This is a genomic window from Stutzerimonas sp. LR2 (assembly GCF_055755175.1).
In genome coordinates, this window is sequence record NZ_JBVTRR010000003.1 from 477,893 (window position 1) to 492,762 (window position 14,870).

Sequence of the window (14,870 nt, forward strand, 5' to 3'; positions counted from 1 at the left end):
GTTCTACCCGCAAAAAAAAATGCCCGGCCATCACTGGTCCGGGCACAAACCCCATGACGCAACGCCCTGTCAGGCAGGCACCGCCTCCGCACCAGGCGCCCCGGCAGTCATTCCGGCCGTCATGCGCTTGGCATCGGCACAGAAGGTCCGTGAGGCCTGGAACAGGAACACCATGGTCAGCAGCAGGGACGCCGGAATCAGGTACATCGCGCCGTGCAGCCCTTCGGCGCGGAACGCCTCGGCCATTTCGCCAGCCCCTGCCGCCAGCATCGCCGCTTCGGCGAAATGGTCCGAGAGCAGCCCCACCACCACCGTGCCCATGCCACCACCGAGCAGGTACAAGCCGGCGAAGAACAGCGCCATGGCCGTGGCCCGCAGGCGCGGCTCGACCACGTCCTGGATCGCGGTGTAGACGCAGGTATAGAAGTTGTAGGAGAACAGCCAGCCGATGCTGAAGACCGCAACGAACAGGCCCACGTCGATCCGCCCGGCGAGCAGCGCGTAGCCGGTCGCGAGCGTGGCGATCAGCATGCTCACCGCGGCGAACATCAGCCGGCCGCGGGCGAAGCGCTGATGGATGCGATCGGCGACCCAGCCGCCCAGGGTCAGGCCGATCAGGCCGGTCAGGCCGACGATCACACCGGTGGCGACCGAGGCATTGACCAGCGAAACCCCGTGATAGCGCATCAGCAACGGCACCATGAAAGCGTTGCAGGCGTAGGTGGCGAAGTTGAATGCCAGCCCGGCCATTACCAGCCACCAGAAGGTCCGGATAGACAGCACCTTGCGGATCGGCTGCTGCACGGGTTCCTGCGAGACCTTGACGGTCTCCGCCGCGCCGCGTGTGGGCTCGCGAATCAGGAAGATGAACACCGCCAGCACCAGCCCGGGCACCGCTGCGATGAAGAAGGGCGCACGCCAGCTGCCGAAGAACTCGACCATGGAACCGATGGTGAAGAAGGCCAGCAGCAGCCCCAGCGGCAGGCCCAGCATGAAGATGCCCATGGCCCGGGCCCGCTTGTGCGCCGGAAACAGGTCGCCGATCAGCGAGTTGGCCGCCGGCGCGTAGCTGGCCTCGCCGATACCGATGCCCATGCGAATCAGCAGGAAGCTCCAGAAGTTCCAGGCCAGCCCGTTGATAGCCGTCAGGCCGCTCCAGGCGGTGAGTCCCCAGCCCATGATCTTGCGCCGCGAGCCGAGGTCGGCCATGCGCCCCAGCGGCAGGCCGGCAATGGCGTAGACGATGGTGAAGGCGGTGCCGATCAGGCCGAGCTGGAAGTCGTTGAGGCTCCACTCCAGCCGGATCGGCTCGGCGATGATGGCCGGGATGGTGCGATCGAAGAAGTTGAACAGATTCGCCAGAAACAGCAGAAACAGCACGCGCCAGGCGTTGGAAGCTTGGGTAGAAGGCTGCATGACGTCGGTCTCGATTGTTCTTATATTCCGGCCGCAGACCAGCCGGGACTCGACCATGACTCTAGAGTCTGTGCCTGCTCCTGTCTCCGAACATCAGCCTCGCTTATGCCGCGCGATGGTTCAGCGGGCGCGCCATTCGGCGAGCCAGCCGAGGCTGGCCTCGCTGCACTGCTCGCCCGGCTTGTATTCGGCGCCCAGCCAGCCCTGGTAGCCGCCGGCCTGCAGCGCCTGCAGCGCCGCCGGGAAGTCCACCTCGCCGGTACCGGGCGCGCCGCGCCCGGGGCAATCGGCAAACTGCACATGACCGATGCGCCCGGCCAGCCGGGCGATGCAGTCCGGCAGGTCCAGCCCCTGACGGGCCATATGGTAGAAGTCCAGCTGCGCCATGCAGTTGGGGTGCTCGACCCGCTCCAGCAGCGCAAGCAGGTCGGCCGCGCTGTTGATCAGAAATCCCGGCATGTCCAGCGGGTTGATCGCCTCGCAGAGCACGCGGATGCCGAGCAGCTCGAAGGCATCGGCGGTCTTCCACAGGTTGCGCTCCAGGGTCTCCAGCGCCAGTTCGCGTTCGACACCCTCGGCCAGGCGCCCCGGCAGCACGTTGACGCAGGCCGGGCGCACCATGAGCGCGTAGTTCAGCGCCTCCTGCAGGGCGGCATCAAAGGCGTCCTGCCTCTCCGGTACCGCCGCCAGCCCGGGGCCGCCCTGCATCAGGTCGCCGGCCGGCAGGTTGATCAGCACCAGCGGCAGGCCGGCGCGCTCGAGTTGGTCCTTCAGCCGGATGGCCGGGACTTCGTAGGGGAACTGGATCTCCACACCATCGAAGCCGGCGGCGCGGGCCGCGAGGATGCGCTCGATCAACGGCAGTTCGGTGAACAGCAGCGAGAGGTTGGCCGCGATCTTCACTGGTCGCCCTCCCGGTACATCTGCACCAGCGTTGCCGGATCGCGTTCCAGGTTGCCCTGGCTGCCGTGCAGGCGCATCAACTGCGCGGCCAGACCGCTCAAGGGCGTCGCCGCCCCCTGCTCACGGGACAGTTTCACTGCGGTGTCGAGATCCTTGAGCAAGGTGCGCACGTGCCATTTCACCGGCTCGAACTCACTCGCTGCCATCTGCGGAGCGAGGATCTGCAGCGGTCTGGAGTCAGCGAAACCGCCCGCCAGTGCCGGCGCCAGCAGGCTGGCATCGACCCCGGCGCGCTCGGCCAGCGCCACCACCTCGGCGATCACCAGGGCATTGCAGGCGACGATCATCTGGTTGCAGACCTTGGTCACCTGCCCGGCGCCCACCTCGCCCATGTGTGTCAGACGCTGGCCGAGGTTCATCAGAATCGGCCGCACCCGCTCGACATCCTCGGCACGGCCGCCAGCCATGATCGCCAGCGTGCCGGCTTCCGCGCCGGCAGTGCCGCCGGAGACCGGTGCATCGACCCAGCGCATGCCACAGCGAAACTCCAGCTCTGCCGCCATATCCCGGGTCGCGGTGGGTTCCAGGCTGGAATGGTCGACCAGCAGCTTGCCGGCCTTGCCGCCCTCGGCGACCCCCCCCTTGCCGAACAGCACCTCGCGCACGGCGGCGGTGTCGGCCAGGCAAAGCAGCACGACATCGGCCTCGGCGCACAGCTCGGCGGGGGTCGCCACGGCCCTGGCGCCCAGATCGACCAGTGGCTGGCACTTCGCCGACGAGCGATTCCACACCACCAGACGATACCCGGCCGCCAGCAGGCGTCGACACATCGGCAGGCCCATCAGGCCGATCCCGGCGAAGGCAATGGTTGGCAGATCGGACATGAGACGGCTCCTTGGTGAACGAATGGCCGATTCTAGCCCCGCCCCGGCGTATCCGGCCATGGCGCGAGGCGCAGCAGCGCCGCCCCATGCGACCGCGCAATGTCACAATGTCATCAAACGCAATCCAGCATTTTGCCCGACCAACCGGAACGATCCGCCTTCAAGCGCCTCTGAAGGAGGCCCCGAGGCATCGCCTCGCGCAGACCATCCGCTCATCGCACGTGCTCATCGTGCATCAGAAGACATCGCAGGAAACACGCAATGGATTTAATTCAGATCATCGTCCTGGCCATCGTGCAGGGGCTTACCGAGTTCTTGCCGGTATCGAGCTCCGCTCACCTGATCCTCTTCCCGCACCTGGTGGGCTGGGACGACCAGGGGCTGGCATTCGACGTAGCCGTGCACCTGGGCACGCTCGCCGCCGTGGTCTGGTACTTCCGCCAGGAAGTGTTCGGCATGACCCGCGACTGGTTCGCATCCCTTGCCCGCCGCGAGCGTGTCGGTGACAGCCGGCTGGCCTGGGCCGTCATTCTCGGCACGATCCCGGCGGGCATCGCCGGGCTGCTTTTCAAAGGATTCATCGAGGAACAGATGCGTTCGCCGCTGGTGATCGCCTGGGCAACCATCGGCTTCGGCCTGCTGCTGTGGTGGTCCGACGTGGTCAGCCGGCGTACGCCGCAACCGCGCGATGAGCACAGCCTGAGCTGGAAAGACATTCTGCTGATCGGCTGTGCACAGGCACTGGCACTGATTCCCGGCACCTCGCGCTCAGGCGTCACCATGACGGCCGGCCTGCTGCTGGGGCTGTCGCGCTCCGGCGCCGCGCGCTTCTCGTTTCTGCTGTCGATCCCGATCATCGTGCTTGCCAGCGGCTTGAGCACGCTCGATCTGGTGGAAGGCGAGGTAGCCGTGGACTGGACGGCAATGGGGCTGGGGGTGGTGCTGTCGGCGATCAGCGCCTACCTGTGCATCCACTTTTTCCTCAAACTGCTGGAGCGTGTCGGCATGTTGCCGTTCGTGATCTATCGCCTGACTCTCGGCGCCGTGCTGCTGGTACTGTTCAGCGGCGTCTGAGTGATCACGCCGCGGCTCGCGCTGAGCGCTTGCCGCGGCGTTTGGCCGGATCGTCTTGCGACGCCCTAGCCTTGTGGCAGATCGATCAGCAGCGGGCCGAGCACGAACGCCGCCAGACGCGCCTGGGTGAACATCTTTTCGCCAAACGCCACGCCAGGATCATCCTTGGATTCGACCGGCTGCTCCCGAATTCTGGCCACCTCCCTGAAGGAGTGGCCATCCGCCCAAACCATGGTCGACTGACGCTTCTCATCGCACATCACATTCGTTTCCTTCGCCCTGCGGGGTGGCACATTGCTGATATTCGGCCACTACAGAACCCTTAGGTTTGGCGCCTGAAAAAAGTTCGTCGTGTTGCAGGATATTTCGCCAGCGGTCCGGTCAGGGCGATGGCCGGTTTTAAAGTTGTTCAGCTTTTCGCTTGGCTCCCGGTGGCCGCCAGGCTCTATAATCCGCGCGCTTTTTCCGCTATTGAACCGGAGAACCCTCAATGCTGAAGCGCTCCCTGGCAGCCGTCGCCGGCCTTGCCCTGTCCTTGTCCATTGCCACTACCCATGCCGCCGAAACCCTGCGGGTTTCTGCCATTCCTGACGAAGCCCCGACCGAGCTGATCCGCAAGTTCAAGCCGCTGGGCGAATATCTGGAACAGCAGCTGGGCATGCCGGTGAAATTCACCCCGGTGTCGGATTACGCCGCGGTCGTCGAGTCCCTGGCATCCGACCGCCTCGATCTCGCCTGGCTCGGCGGCTTTACCTTCGTGCAGACGCGCCTGAAGACCGGCGATGCGATCCCGCTGGTGCAGCGCGAGCAGGATGAGCAGTTCACCAGCAAGTTCATCACCGCCGATCCCGAGGTCAAGTCGCTGGCCGACCTGAAGGGCAAGACCTTCGCGTTCGGCTCGGTGTCCTCCACCTCTGGCAGCCTGATGCCGCGCTACTTCATGCTCAAGGACGGCATCGAGCCGGAGCAGTACTTCAAGCGCATCGCCTACTCCGGCGCCCATGACGCCACTGCGGCCTGGGTCGAAGCCGGCAAGGCCGACGCCGGCGTGCTCAACGCCTCGGTCTGGGACAAGCTGGTCGCGGCCGGCAAGGTCGATACCGCCAAGGTGCGAGTGATCTCCACCACCCCGCCCTACTACGACTACAACTGGACGGTGCGTGGCAACCTCGATCCGGCGCTGGTCGAGAAGATCAAGGCAGCGTTCCTCGCCCTCGATCCGGCCAACCCGGAGCACAAGGCGATCCTCGATCTGCAGGCCGCCAGCCGCTTCATCGAGACCAAGCCGGAGAACTATGCCGGCATCGAGGAAGCCGCGCGCGCAGCCGGCCTGCTCAAGTGACGCCATCGCTGCGTCGCCCATGAACAGCCTGCAAACCGAGCAGATACCGGGCCACGTCGGCACACAGGGCCCGGCGCTGAAGCTCGCCGGCGTGGACCATACCCACGCCGGCGGCCAGGTGGCGTTGCAGGGCATCGACCTGCAGGTCGCACCCGGCGAGCGCGTTGCCATCATCGGCCCGTCCGGTGCAGGCAAGACCACCCTGCTGCGATTGCTGGCCACGGCGCTCAAGCCTGACGGCGGCGAAGTCGAGCTGCTCGGACAACGTCCCTGGTCGCTCTCCGCCGGAGCTCGCCAACGCCTGCGCACGCGCATCGGCCTGATCCACCAGGCGCCGCCGCTGCCACCTCGGCAACGCGTCATCACCGCGGTGCTGGCCGGTCGTCTCGGCCAGTGGTCGCTGGCGAAAAGCCTGCTCAGCCTGATCTACCCACTGGATCGCCAGGGCGCTGCCGACGCACTCGGTCGCCTGGACCTGGCGGACAAGCTGTACATGCGCTGCGATCAGCTCTCCGGCGGTCAGCTGCAGCGCGTCGGTATCGCCCGCATGCTCTACCAGGGCGCGGACCTGATCCTCGCCGACGAACCCGTTTCGGCAATGGACCCAGTGCTGGCCAGCCACACGCTGGGCCTGCTCAACCGCGAGGCACAGCGGCGCAGCGCCACCCTGTTGGCCAGCCTGCACGCGGTCGAGCTGGCGCTGGAGCACTTCCCGCGCATCCTCGGTGTGCGGGACGGGCGCATCCTGTTCGACAAACCGGCCACCGAAATCGGCCCGGGCGAGCTGGCTGCGCTGTACGCCAACGAGCAGCTCGAACACACGCCGGCATCGGCACCAGCGCCGCGCGTGCAGCTGAACATTCCACGATGCTGAACCCCGCGCTCGTTCGCCATGACCCTGCCGCCACCTCCCGCCTGCTGCTGACGCTGCTGGCCGTGGCGCTGCTCTGGCCGGGCCTGCGGTTGAGCGAGCTGGACATTGGCGTGCTGTTCGACGGCAGCAACGCCGACACCATGGGCAGCTTCGTATCCGCCTTCTGGCCGCCGGAGCATGGCGGAGACTTCCTTGCCCTGCTCTGGCAGGCGACGCTGGAAACCCTAGCCATCGCCACCGCCGGCATGACCCTCGCGCTGGCCATCGCCATTCCCTGCGCCCTTCTCGCCACTCGCGCGCTGTCGCTTTCGGCACTCAGCCGAGGCGGCCGCCCGGCCTGGTGGACCCACGCCCTGCGCTGGCCGGTACGCGGCCTGCTGATCGTGCTGCGCAGCATCCCGGAGATCGTCTGGGCGCTGCTGTTCGTTCGCGCCGTTGGCCTCGGCCCGACCGCTGGCGTGCTGGCCATCGCCATCACTTACGCCGGCATGCTGGGCAAGGTCTATGCGGAGATCTTCGAATCGGTCGACCCGTTGCCGGCCCGCGCCCTGCTCGGCAGCGGCGCCTCACGGTTGCAGGCGTTTTTCTACGGCGTGCTGCCACAGGCCACCGGAGAAATGCTGTCCTACAGCGTGTACCGCTGGGAATGCGCGATTCGTGCATCGGTGGTGATGGGCTTCGTCGGCGCTGGCGGGCTGGGTCAGCAGATGGATCTGTCGATGCGCATGTTCGCTGGCGGCGAAGTGGCGAGCATGCTGCTGACCTTCCTGGCGCTGGTGCTGCTGGCGGACCTGCTCAGCCGTCTGCTGCGCTGGAGGTTCGCATGAGGTTGCTGTCGCGCCTGCTCATCCCGCTGGGTCTGCTCGGCGCCGTGATGGCGGCGTTCACCTTCCTGCAGCTTGACAGCGCCGCGCTGCTCAGCCGCGACGGCCTGACCCAGATGGCTGCCTACGCGTCGGGCTTCATGACCCCGGATCTGTCGGCCAATCATCTGCGGGCGATCGCTCACGGCACGCTGGAAACCCTGGCCATGTCGGCCATTGGCACCCTGCTCGCCGCGCTGCTCGGCCTGCTGCTGGCGCTACCGGCGGCCGGGCGCTTCGGTTTGCTCGCGCAAGCGGCGTCGCGCCTGCTGCTCAATGCACTGCGGGCAATTCCGGAACTGGTGTGGGCGGCACTGATGGTGCTCGCCGCCGGCCTCGGCCCGAATGCCGGGACCCTGGCGCTGGCGCTGCATACTGCCGGTGTGCTGGGCCGCCTGTTCGCCGAGGCGCTGGAGAACACCCCGCCGCAGCCCGCCGACGCCCTGCGCCTGGCCGGCAGCGGCCGGGTCGCCGCGTTCTGCTACGGCACCCTGCCGACTTTGTGGCCGCAGCTGGTGGCCTACACGCTGTATCGCTGGGAGAACAATATCCGCATGGCCAGTGTGCTCGGCTTCGTCGGCGCCGGTGGCCTCGGCCAGATGCTCTACATGAGTCTCAGCCTGTTCCAGGAAGCCCAGGCCTCGACGGTGATCCTCGCCATGCTGGCGATGGTGCTGGCGGTGGACAGCCTGAGCGCCTGGGCGCGGCAGCGGTGGGTGAGAGGCTGAGGGCGGCGTCAGCGTCACGCCCGCCCCGTTTCAGTGCAGCGCCGGCTTCGCTACGCGTTCCTGCACCAGCACCCAGGGCGCCACGACCACGGCCCACAGGTCGGGGTCACGCTCCAGCCAGTCCTGCGCCTGCTCGGCAGGCATCTTTGCCAGTTGCCCGCCGGTCAGCCAGGCGGCCACCTTGGCCTGATCGTCCTCGGCCACCGCCACCGCCACCTCGACCAGATCGGCCTCGCCAGCCACCTGCAGCAACGCGCCGCGGGCGAAGAAAGGCTGCAGTTCCTGCCAGGTGATCGCTGCGGTTTCGCCCAACAGCTTGGCATAAAGAGTGCTTGCGTCGTCGGCCATGGGACTCGTCCGTAACGAAAAAGGCGCCATGATACCCGCGCCCCGATTCCCATCAAACGGTTGAATCTGCCGGCTGTGCAAACGGAGGAGACACTTCTACACTGTGCCGGTACAGTTGCCGGAGCGTTTCGGGATGTTCGCCTCTTAACGGCACTCCGGCCCGCAGGATTCAAACAATAACGATGCAAGTGGAGCACTTATGAAGACCAACCAGCGTCTTTCGAAAATTTTCCTGGCAATGGCACTGACCGGCGCAGCCAGCTACAGCCTGGCCGCCGACACGATCCGCATCGGATTGGCAGGGCCGGTAACCGGGCCGGTGGCGCAGTACGGGGACATGCAGTTCATCGGGGCCGAAATGGCCATCGAGCAGATCAACAAGGCCGGCGGGGTGAACGGCGCGCAACTGCAGGGCGTTCGCTACGACGATGCCTGCGATCCGAAACAGGCCGTGGCGGTGGCCAACAAGATCGTCAATGACAACGTCAAGTTCGTCGTTGGCCACCTCTGCTCCAGCTCCACTCAGCCGGCGTCCGATATCTACGAGGACGAAGGCATCCTGATGATCACCGCGGCGTCCACCAGCCCGGACATCACCTCCCGCGGTTACGAGCTGATCTTCCGCACCATCGGCCTGGACAGCCTGCAAGGTCCGACCGCCGGCAACTTCATTGCCGATCACGTCAAGCCGAAGAACGTCGCCGTAATCCACGACAAGCAGCAGTACGGCGAAGGCATCGCCACGGCCGTCAAGCAGACCCTGGAAAGCAAGAACATCAAGGTCGGCCTGTTCGAAGGCATCAATGCCGGTGACAAGGACTTCTCCTCGCTGATCGCCAAGCTCAAGCGCGAAGGCGTCGACTTCGTCTACTACGGCGGCTACCACCCGGAGCTGGGCCTGCTGCTGCGTCAGTCCAAGGAAAAAGGTCTGAACGTACGCTTCATGGGTCCGGAAGGCGTCGGAAACTCGGAAATCTCCGCCATCGCCGGCCCGGCCTCCGAAGGCATGTACGTGACGCTGCCGAAGTCCTTCGACCAGGATCCGCGCAACAAGGAACTGGTTGATGCCTTCAAGGCCAAGAAGCAGGACCCGAGCGGCCCGTTCGTGTTCCCCGCCTACGCCGCGGTTCAGGTCATCGCAGAAGGCATCGAGAAGGCTGGCAGCACCGACACCGACAAGGTCGCCGAAGCGCTGCGCAGCAACACCTTCGACACTCCCACCGGCAACCTCGCGTTCGATGAAAAGGGCGACCTGAAGGACTTCAACTTCGTCGTCTACGAATGGCACCAGGACGGCACCAAGACCGAAGCCAAGTAACTTTCATCAGCCTGGCAAAGCCCACACTCGCTTGTGGGCTTTGTTTTAGCGGGCGGCCCTGCCACAAGCACCGGGCCGCCTTGCCATACCTGTAATCCAACGAGCGGCCTGAACAGCAGGCCCGCCTCGAACCGACGCCATGCGTGATCCGCAGGGTGCCGTACCGCAGTGGCGCCGCGCCAGGGTGTGCGGTGTGTTCGAAGTGGGCAGCGCAGCCAGACCGGGTGGAATTGCAGGGACTTCGGGAGAGCAGTGATGCCTGAGCTTTACCACTACCTACAACAGCTGATCAACGGGCTGACCGTTGGCAGCACCTACGCGCTGATCGCCATCGGTTACACGATGGTGTACGGCATCATCGGCATGATCAACTTCGCCCACGGCGAGGTGTACATGATCGGCTCGTATGTCGCTTTCATCGCCATTGTCGGCCTGTCCATGATGGGCCTGGATGCCTTGCCTATCTTGATGATCGGCGCCTTCGTCACCGCCATGATCGTCACCAGTGCCTACGGTTACAGCATCGAACGGGTGGCCTACCGCCCGCTACGTGGCAGTAACCGCCTGATCCCGCTGATCTCCGCCATCGGCATGTCCATCTTCCTGCAGAACGTCGTGCTGCTGGCCCAAGACTCCAAGGACAAGGCGATCCCCAACCTGATGCCGGGCAACCTGGTCATCGGTGAAAGCACCATGAATGGTGTGGTGATCTCCTACATGCAGATCCTGATCTTCGTGGTCACCTTCGTCGCCATGTACGGTCTCACGCTGTTCATCTCCCGCTCCCGCCTGGGCCGTGCCTGCCGCGCCTGCGCCGAGGACCTGAAGATGGCCAACCTGCTGGGCATCAACACCAACGGCATCATCGCGCTGACCTTCGTCATCGGCGCGGCGCTGGCTGCCATCGCGGCGGTGCTGATCAGCATGCAGTACGGCGTGATCAACCCGCACATCGGCTTCCTCGCCGGCATCAAGGCATTCACTGCCGCAGTGCTCGGCGGCATCGGCAGCATTCCGGGCGCCATGCTCGGCGGCCTGGTGCTGGGCGTCGCCGAAGCCTTCGGTGCCGACATCTTCGGTGATCAGTACAAGGACGTCGTGGCCTTCAGCCTGCTCGTGCTCGTGCTGCTGTTCCGCCCCACCGGCATCCTCGGCCGCCCGGAGGTGGAAAAGGTATGACCGGCAATCTGCGTATCGCTTTCTTCAGCGCCCTGCTGGTCATCGCCGTGGCGGTGCCGGTGTTCGGCCTGAAGCTCACCACCGTCGGTATCCGCGTCGAGGTGCATGGCGCCGAAGCCGGCACCTTCTGGATCATCGCCGCCTGCGCGGTGGCCATGTTCGTCTGGCAACTGTTCCGCACGCATCTGGCCGCCGGCTGGGCCGCCAGCCCGAGCCTGCCGAGCGTGCCAGCCGGTGCTGGCAACTTCCTCACCCTGCCCTCGACCCAACGCTGGATCATCCTGGCGCTGGTGCTGGTTGCGCTGGTCTGGCCGTTCTACGGCTCGCGCGGCGCCGTAGACATCGCCACGCTGATCCTGATCTACGTGATGCTCGGCCTCGGCCTGAACATCGTGGTCGGGCTGGCCGGCCTGCTGGACCTGGGTTACGTCGGTTTCTACGCCGTGGGCGCCTACACCTACGCGTTGCTGTCGCACTACTACGGGGTCGGCTTCTGGACCGCGCTGCCAATCGCCGGAGCGATGGCCGCACTGTTCGGCTTCCTGCTCGGCTTCCCGGTACTGCGTCTACGCGGTGACTACCTGGCCATCGTGACGCTGGGGTTCGGCGAGATCATCCGCATCCTGCTGCGTAACATGACCAGCATCACCGGCGGCCCCAACGGCATCAGCGGCATCGACAAACCGACCTTCTTCGGCCTGTCGTTCGACCGCCGCGCCGCCGAGGGCATGCAGACCTTCCACGAGTACTTCGGCATCGCCTACAACTCGGTGAACAAGGTGATCTTCCTCTACCTGATCGCCCTGCTGCTGGTACTGCTGACCCTGTTCGTGATCAACCGGCTGCTGCGCATGCCGATTGGCCGCGCCTGGGAAGCCCTTCGCGAAGACGAGATCGCCTGCCGCGCACTCGGCATGAACCCCACGGTGATCAAGCTTTCCGCGTTCACCCTCGGCGCCACCTTCGCCGGGTTCGCCGGCAGCTTCTTCGCTGCACGCCAGGGGCTGGTCTCGCCGGAGTCATTCACCTTTATCGAGTCGGCGATCATTCTCGCCATCGTCGTGCTGGGTGGCATGGGCTCGCAGCTCGGCGTGATTCTCGCGGCCATCGTGATGATCCTGCTGCCCGAGCTGATGCGCGAGTTCAGCGAATACCGCATGTTGATGTTCGGCGCCCTGATGGTGCTGATGATGATCTGGCGTCCGCAAGGCCTGCTGCCGATGCAACGCCCGCACCTGGAGCTGAAGCAATGAGCCGCCCGATCCTGGAAGTACGCGGCCTGACCATGCGCTTCGGCGGCCTGCTGGCCGTCAACGAGGTGGCGCTGACCGTACACGACAAGCAGGTGGTTTCGATGATCGGCCCCAACGGCGCCGGCAAGACCACCGTATTCAACTGCCTGACCGGCTTCTACCAGCCGACCGCCGGCGAAATCCTGCTCGACGGCACGCCGATCCACGGCCTGCCCGGCCACAAGATCGCCCGTCAGGGCGTGGTACGCACTTTCCAGAATGTCCGCCTGTTCAAGGACATGACGGCGGTGGAGAACCTGCTGGTAGCGCAACACCGACACCTGAACACCAACTTTCTCGCCGGTCTGCTGAAGACGCCGGCGTTCCGTCAGAGCGAACGCGAGGCCATGGACTTCGCCGCCCACTGGCTGGAACAGGTGAACCTCACCGACATCGCCAACCGCCCGGCGGGCACCCTCGCCTACGGTCAGCAGCGTCGCCTGGAAATCGCCCGCTGCATGATGACGCGTCCGCGCATCCTCATGCTGGACGAGCCGGCGGCCGGCCTGAACCCGAAGGAGACCGAGGACCTCAAGGCGCTGATCGCCCTGCTGCGTGATGAACACGGTGTCACCGTGCTGCTGATCGAGCACGACATGAAGCTGGTCATGAGCATTTCCGACCACATCTACGTGATCAACCAGGGCACCCCACTGGCCAACGGCTCGCCCGAGCAGGTGCGCAACAACCCTGACGTGATCAAAGCCTATCTGGGGGAGGCGTGAGCATGCTGACTTTCGAAAACGTCTCGACCTTCTACGGCAAGATCCAGGCTCTGCACGGCATCAACGTGCAGGTACAACAGGGCGAAATCGTCACCCTGATTGGCGCTAACGGTGCCGGCAAATCGACCCTGCTGATGACCCTCTGCGGCACACCGCAGGCGGCCAGCGGCAGCATTCGCTTCCAGGGTGAAGAGCTGGTCGGCCAACAGACCTGCGACATCATGCGCAAGGCCATCGCCGTGGTGCCCGAGGGTCGGCGGATATTCTCGCGCCTGACGGTGGAGGAGAATCTCTCCATGGGGGGCTTCTTCACCGGCAAGGCGGACTTCCAGGAGCAGCTGGACAAGGTGCTCGGCCTGTTCCCGCGGCTGAAGGAGCGTTATCAGCAGCGCGGCGGCACCATGTCCGGTGGTGAACAGCAGATGCTCGCCATCGCTCGCGCACTGATGAGCAAGCCCAAGCTGCTGCTGCTCGACGAGCCGTCGCTGGGCCTGGCGCCGATCATCATCCAGCAGATCTTCGAGATCATCGAGCAGTTGCGCGAAGACGGCGTGACCGTGTTCCTGGTCGAGCAGAACGCCAACCAGGCGCTCAAGCTGGCCGATCGCGGCTATGTGCTGGAGAACGGCCATATCGTCATGCAGGGAAGTGGTGAGGACCTGCTGACCGATCCGAAGGTACGCGACGCCTACCTGGGCGGCTGACCCCAACCATGGTCGACGAAAAGCCCTGCCGTCCTGGCGGGGCTTTTTCGTTTTCCGGTCCGGCATGCCGCCAGACGAACCCTCACGCTGCGCGTACGGTCGAACAGCCGCTATGCTTGCTCGAATGCCTCTATCCCACTAATGCCCGTCAAGGAGACCTCACGATGCGCCTTTGCCTGCTCGGCCTGCTCATGGCTGCCAGCGTCACCGCCAATGCCGCGGTACAGACGCAGGAAATCCCCTACACCGCTGCCGACGGCACCAAGATGATCGGTTACTACGCCTACGACGATGCCATCGAGGGCAAGCGCCCCGGCATCGTGGTGGTGCATGAATGGTGGGGCCTTAACGACTACGCCAAGCAACGCGCCCGCGACCTCGCCGAGCTGGGCTACAGCGCCCTGGCCATCGACATGTATGGCGAGGGCAGGAACACCGAGCACCCCAAGGACGCCATGAGCTTCATGCAGGCCGCACTGAAGGACGCCGATGCAGCCAAGGGCCGCTTCAACGCCGGCCTGGATCTGCTCAAGGAGCAGACACAGACGGATACCGACAAGCTGGGTGCGGTCGGCTACTGCTTTGGCGGCAAGGTAGTCCTGGACATGGCGCGCCAGGGCGTGCCGCTGGACGGCGTGGTCAGCTTCCACGGCGCATTGGCCACCGAAACCCGCGCCGCGCCGGGTAGCGTCAAGGCGCGAGTGCTGGTCGAGCACGGCGCCGAAGACAGCATGATCAGCGCAGACGATGTCGCGGCCCTGAACGTCGAGATGGTCAAGGCCGGCGCCGATTACCAGTTCGTCAGCCTGCCGGGGGCCAAGCACGGCTTCACCAATCCGGGCGCCGATGCCCATCAGAAGAACGGCCTCGACGTGGCCTATCAGAAAGCCGCCGACGAGCGCTCCTGGCGTGATATGCAGCGGTTCTTCGAGGATACGTTCGGCCCGTCGACGCCTGCCCGAGCGCAGTGACCGTTCGACTCGCCGCGTTCGATTCGCCCCGGCGGCACGCCTGCCGCCGGGGCTCGTGCTAGCATTGCGCGCACAACTCAGCGTCGAACACGAGTCATGGCCGAACACGATTTCCGCTAGATCGTGCATTCCTTAAAAAATCTTTTAAATTCAATAGGTTAAGCGTTTTATCTGCTTAGTTTTCCACCCATCATTTCTATGCAAAAAGCTATGCATAGGACGCATCCTCCGCAAGCATGGGCGCGAGCA

General features: G+C 65.1%; 16 protein-coding genes. 11 read left to right on the forward strand and 5 right to left on the reverse strand.

What is annotated here, in order from left to right; all coding sequences use genetic code 11:
• Window positions 1–69: 69 nt before the first annotated feature.
• The 3 genes from ACVRRC_RS13105 to ACVRRC_RS13115 form a co-directional block, all read right to left on the reverse strand.
• Window positions 70–1,416 carry a spinster family MFS transporter gene (locus ACVRRC_RS13105; protein WP_013983588.1) on the reverse strand — a complete coding sequence of 449 codons (1,347 nt, stop codon included), beginning with the start codon at window positions 1,414–1,416 and terminating at the stop codon, window positions 70–72.
• A gap of 120 nt (window positions 1,417–1,536) precedes the next feature.
• Entirely contained in the window at window positions 1,537–2,319 is a 783-nt protein-coding gene (locus tag ACVRRC_RS13110; protein ID WP_472997098.1) for a hydroxypyruvate isomerase family protein, read from the reverse strand.
• Window positions 2,316–3,203, reverse strand: coding sequence for an NAD(P)-dependent oxidoreductase (locus ACVRRC_RS13115; protein ID WP_013983590.1), 888 nt, complete (start codon window positions 3,201–3,203; stop codon window positions 2,316–2,318). Before ACVRRC_RS13115 ends, ACVRRC_RS13110 begins: the two co-directional genes overlap by 4 nt.
• Window positions 3,204–3,464: 261 nt before the next feature.
• On the opposite strand from ACVRRC_RS13115, the gene ACVRRC_RS13120 reads away from it, so the two are divergent.
• Window positions 3,465–4,277, forward strand: coding sequence for an undecaprenyl-diphosphate phosphatase (locus ACVRRC_RS13120; protein ID WP_472997099.1), 813 nt, complete (start codon window positions 3,465–3,467; stop codon window positions 4,275–4,277).
• Window positions 4,278–4,342: 65 nt separating this feature from the next.
• Here the strand turns inward: ACVRRC_RS13120 and ACVRRC_RS13125 are convergent, their stop codons facing one another.
• Entirely contained in the window at window positions 4,343–4,537 is a 195-nt protein-coding gene (locus ACVRRC_RS13125; RefSeq protein ID WP_019405280.1) for a hypothetical protein, read from the reverse strand.
• Between the two features lie 230 nt (window positions 4,538–4,767).
• On the opposite strand from ACVRRC_RS13125, the gene ACVRRC_RS13130 reads away from it, so the two are divergent.
• Genes ACVRRC_RS13130 through phnE form a run of 4 tightly spaced genes read left to right on the forward strand, consistent with a single transcriptional unit; the run spans window position 4,768 to window position 8,084 of the window.
• Window positions 4,768–5,619: a putative selenate ABC transporter substrate-binding protein gene (locus ACVRRC_RS13130; RefSeq protein ID WP_013983593.1), complete on the forward strand. Its 852-nt coding sequence runs from the start codon at window positions 4,768–4,770 to the stop codon at window positions 5,617–5,619.
• A gap of 19 nt (window positions 5,620–5,638) precedes the next feature.
• Window positions 5,639–6,493 carry a phosphonate ABC transporter ATP-binding protein gene (locus ACVRRC_RS13135; protein WP_213918125.1) on the forward strand — a complete coding sequence of 285 codons (855 nt, stop codon included), beginning with the start codon at window positions 5,639–5,641 and terminating at the stop codon, window positions 6,491–6,493.
• Complete coding sequence (locus ACVRRC_RS13140; protein WP_013983595.1) at window positions 6,487–7,320, forward strand: PhnE/PtxC family ABC transporter permease; 834 nt, start codon at window positions 6,487–6,489, stop codon at window positions 7,318–7,320. The genes ACVRRC_RS13135 and ACVRRC_RS13140 overlap by 7 nt, the downstream gene beginning before the upstream one ends.
• Window positions 7,317–8,084 carry a phosphonate ABC transporter, permease protein PhnE gene (phnE, locus tag ACVRRC_RS13145; RefSeq protein ID WP_013983596.1) on the forward strand — a complete coding sequence of 256 codons (768 nt, stop codon included), beginning with the start codon at window positions 7,317–7,319 and terminating at the stop codon, window positions 8,082–8,084. The genes ACVRRC_RS13140 and phnE overlap by 4 nt, the downstream gene beginning before the upstream one ends.
• Window positions 8,085–8,114: 30 nt before the next feature.
• Here phnE and ACVRRC_RS13150 read toward each other — a convergent pair whose 3' ends face one another.
• A complete protein-coding gene (locus ACVRRC_RS13150) occupies window positions 8,115–8,432 on the reverse strand; it encodes a DUF2288 domain-containing protein (RefSeq protein WP_013983597.1) in 318 nt (105 codons plus the stop codon).
• A 199-nt stretch (window positions 8,433–8,631) separates the two neighbouring features.
• Between ACVRRC_RS13150 and ACVRRC_RS13155 the strand changes: the two genes are divergently transcribed.
• From ACVRRC_RS13155 to ACVRRC_RS13180, 6 genes are all read left to right on the forward strand, one after another.
• Complete coding sequence (locus ACVRRC_RS13155; protein ID WP_011914083.1) at window positions 8,632–9,750, forward strand: branched-chain amino acid ABC transporter substrate-binding protein; 1,119 nt, start codon at window positions 8,632–8,634, stop codon at window positions 9,748–9,750.
• A gap of 255 nt (window positions 9,751–10,005) precedes the next feature.
• Entirely contained in the window at window positions 10,006–10,929 is a 924-nt protein-coding gene (gene livH, locus ACVRRC_RS13160; protein ID WP_011914084.1) for a high-affinity branched-chain amino acid ABC transporter permease LivH, read from the forward strand.
• Window positions 10,926–12,182, forward strand: coding sequence for a high-affinity branched-chain amino acid ABC transporter permease LivM (locus tag ACVRRC_RS13165; RefSeq protein WP_011914085.1), 1,257 nt, complete (start codon window positions 10,926–10,928; stop codon window positions 12,180–12,182). The genes livH and ACVRRC_RS13165 overlap by 4 nt, the downstream gene beginning before the upstream one ends.
• Entirely contained in the window at window positions 12,179–12,946 is a 768-nt protein-coding gene (gene livG, locus ACVRRC_RS13170; RefSeq protein ID WP_011914086.1) for a high-affinity branched-chain amino acid ABC transporter ATP-binding protein LivG, read from the forward strand. The genes ACVRRC_RS13165 and livG overlap by 4 nt, the downstream gene beginning before the upstream one ends.
• A gap of 2 nt (window positions 12,947–12,948) precedes the next feature.
• The gene (locus tag ACVRRC_RS13175; RefSeq protein ID WP_013983598.1) at window positions 12,949–13,650 is read left to right on the forward strand and encodes an ABC transporter ATP-binding protein; all 702 of its coding nucleotides are present in this window, start codon (window positions 12,949–12,951) and stop codon (window positions 13,648–13,650) included.
• A 164-nt stretch (window positions 13,651–13,814) separates the two neighbouring features.
• Entirely contained in the window at window positions 13,815–14,621 is an 807-nt protein-coding gene (locus ACVRRC_RS13180; protein WP_106442158.1) for a dienelactone hydrolase family protein, read from the forward strand.
• Window positions 14,622–14,870 lie beyond the last annotated feature (249 nt).

Excerpts from the sequence above, each read along its gene's own strand:
- ACVRRC_RS13115 (WP_013983590.1), bottom strand. The coding sequence starts at position 3,203 with ATGTCCGATCTGCCAACCATTGCCTTCGCCGGGATCGGCCTGATGGGC.
- livG (WP_011914086.1), top strand. The coding sequence starts at position 12,179 with ATGAGCCGCCCGATCCTGGAAGTACGCGGCCTGACCATGCGCTTCGGC.
- ACVRRC_RS13175 (WP_013983598.1), top strand. The coding sequence starts at position 12,949 with ATGCTGACTTTCGAAAACGTCTCGACCTTCTACGGCAAGATCCAGGCT.
- livH (WP_011914084.1), top strand. The coding sequence starts at position 10,006 with ATGCCTGAGCTTTACCACTACCTACAACAGCTGATCAACGGGCTGACC.
- ACVRRC_RS13180 (WP_106442158.1), top strand. The coding sequence starts at position 13,815 with ATGCGCCTTTGCCTGCTCGGCCTGCTCATGGCTGCCAGCGTCACCGCC.
- ACVRRC_RS13130 (WP_013983593.1), top strand. The coding sequence starts at position 4,768 with ATGCTGAAGCGCTCCCTGGCAGCCGTCGCCGGCCTTGCCCTGTCCTTG.
- phnE (WP_013983596.1), top strand. The coding sequence starts at position 7,317 with ATGAGGTTGCTGTCGCGCCTGCTCATCCCGCTGGGTCTGCTCGGCGCC.
- ACVRRC_RS13125 (WP_019405280.1), bottom strand. The coding sequence starts at position 4,537 with ATGTGCGATGAGAAGCGTCAGTCGACCATGGTTTGGGCGGATGGCCAC.
- ACVRRC_RS13120 (WP_472997099.1), top strand. The coding sequence starts at position 3,465 with ATGGATTTAATTCAGATCATCGTCCTGGCCATCGTGCAGGGGCTTACC.
- ACVRRC_RS13135 (WP_213918125.1), top strand. The coding sequence starts at position 5,639 with ATGAACAGCCTGCAAACCGAGCAGATACCGGGCCACGTCGGCACACAG.
- ACVRRC_RS13140 (WP_013983595.1), top strand. The coding sequence starts at position 6,487 with ATGCTGAACCCCGCGCTCGTTCGCCATGACCCTGCCGCCACCTCCCGC.
- ACVRRC_RS13150 (WP_013983597.1), bottom strand. The coding sequence starts at position 8,432 with ATGGCCGACGACGCAAGCACTCTTTATGCCAAGCTGTTGGGCGAAACC.
- ACVRRC_RS13165 (WP_011914085.1), top strand. The coding sequence starts at position 10,926 with ATGACCGGCAATCTGCGTATCGCTTTCTTCAGCGCCCTGCTGGTCATC.
- ACVRRC_RS13155 (WP_011914083.1), top strand. The coding sequence starts at position 8,632 with ATGAAGACCAACCAGCGTCTTTCGAAAATTTTCCTGGCAATGGCACTG.
- ACVRRC_RS13105 (WP_013983588.1), bottom strand. The coding sequence starts at position 1,416 with ATGCAGCCTTCTACCCAAGCTTCCAACGCCTGGCGCGTGCTGTTTCTG.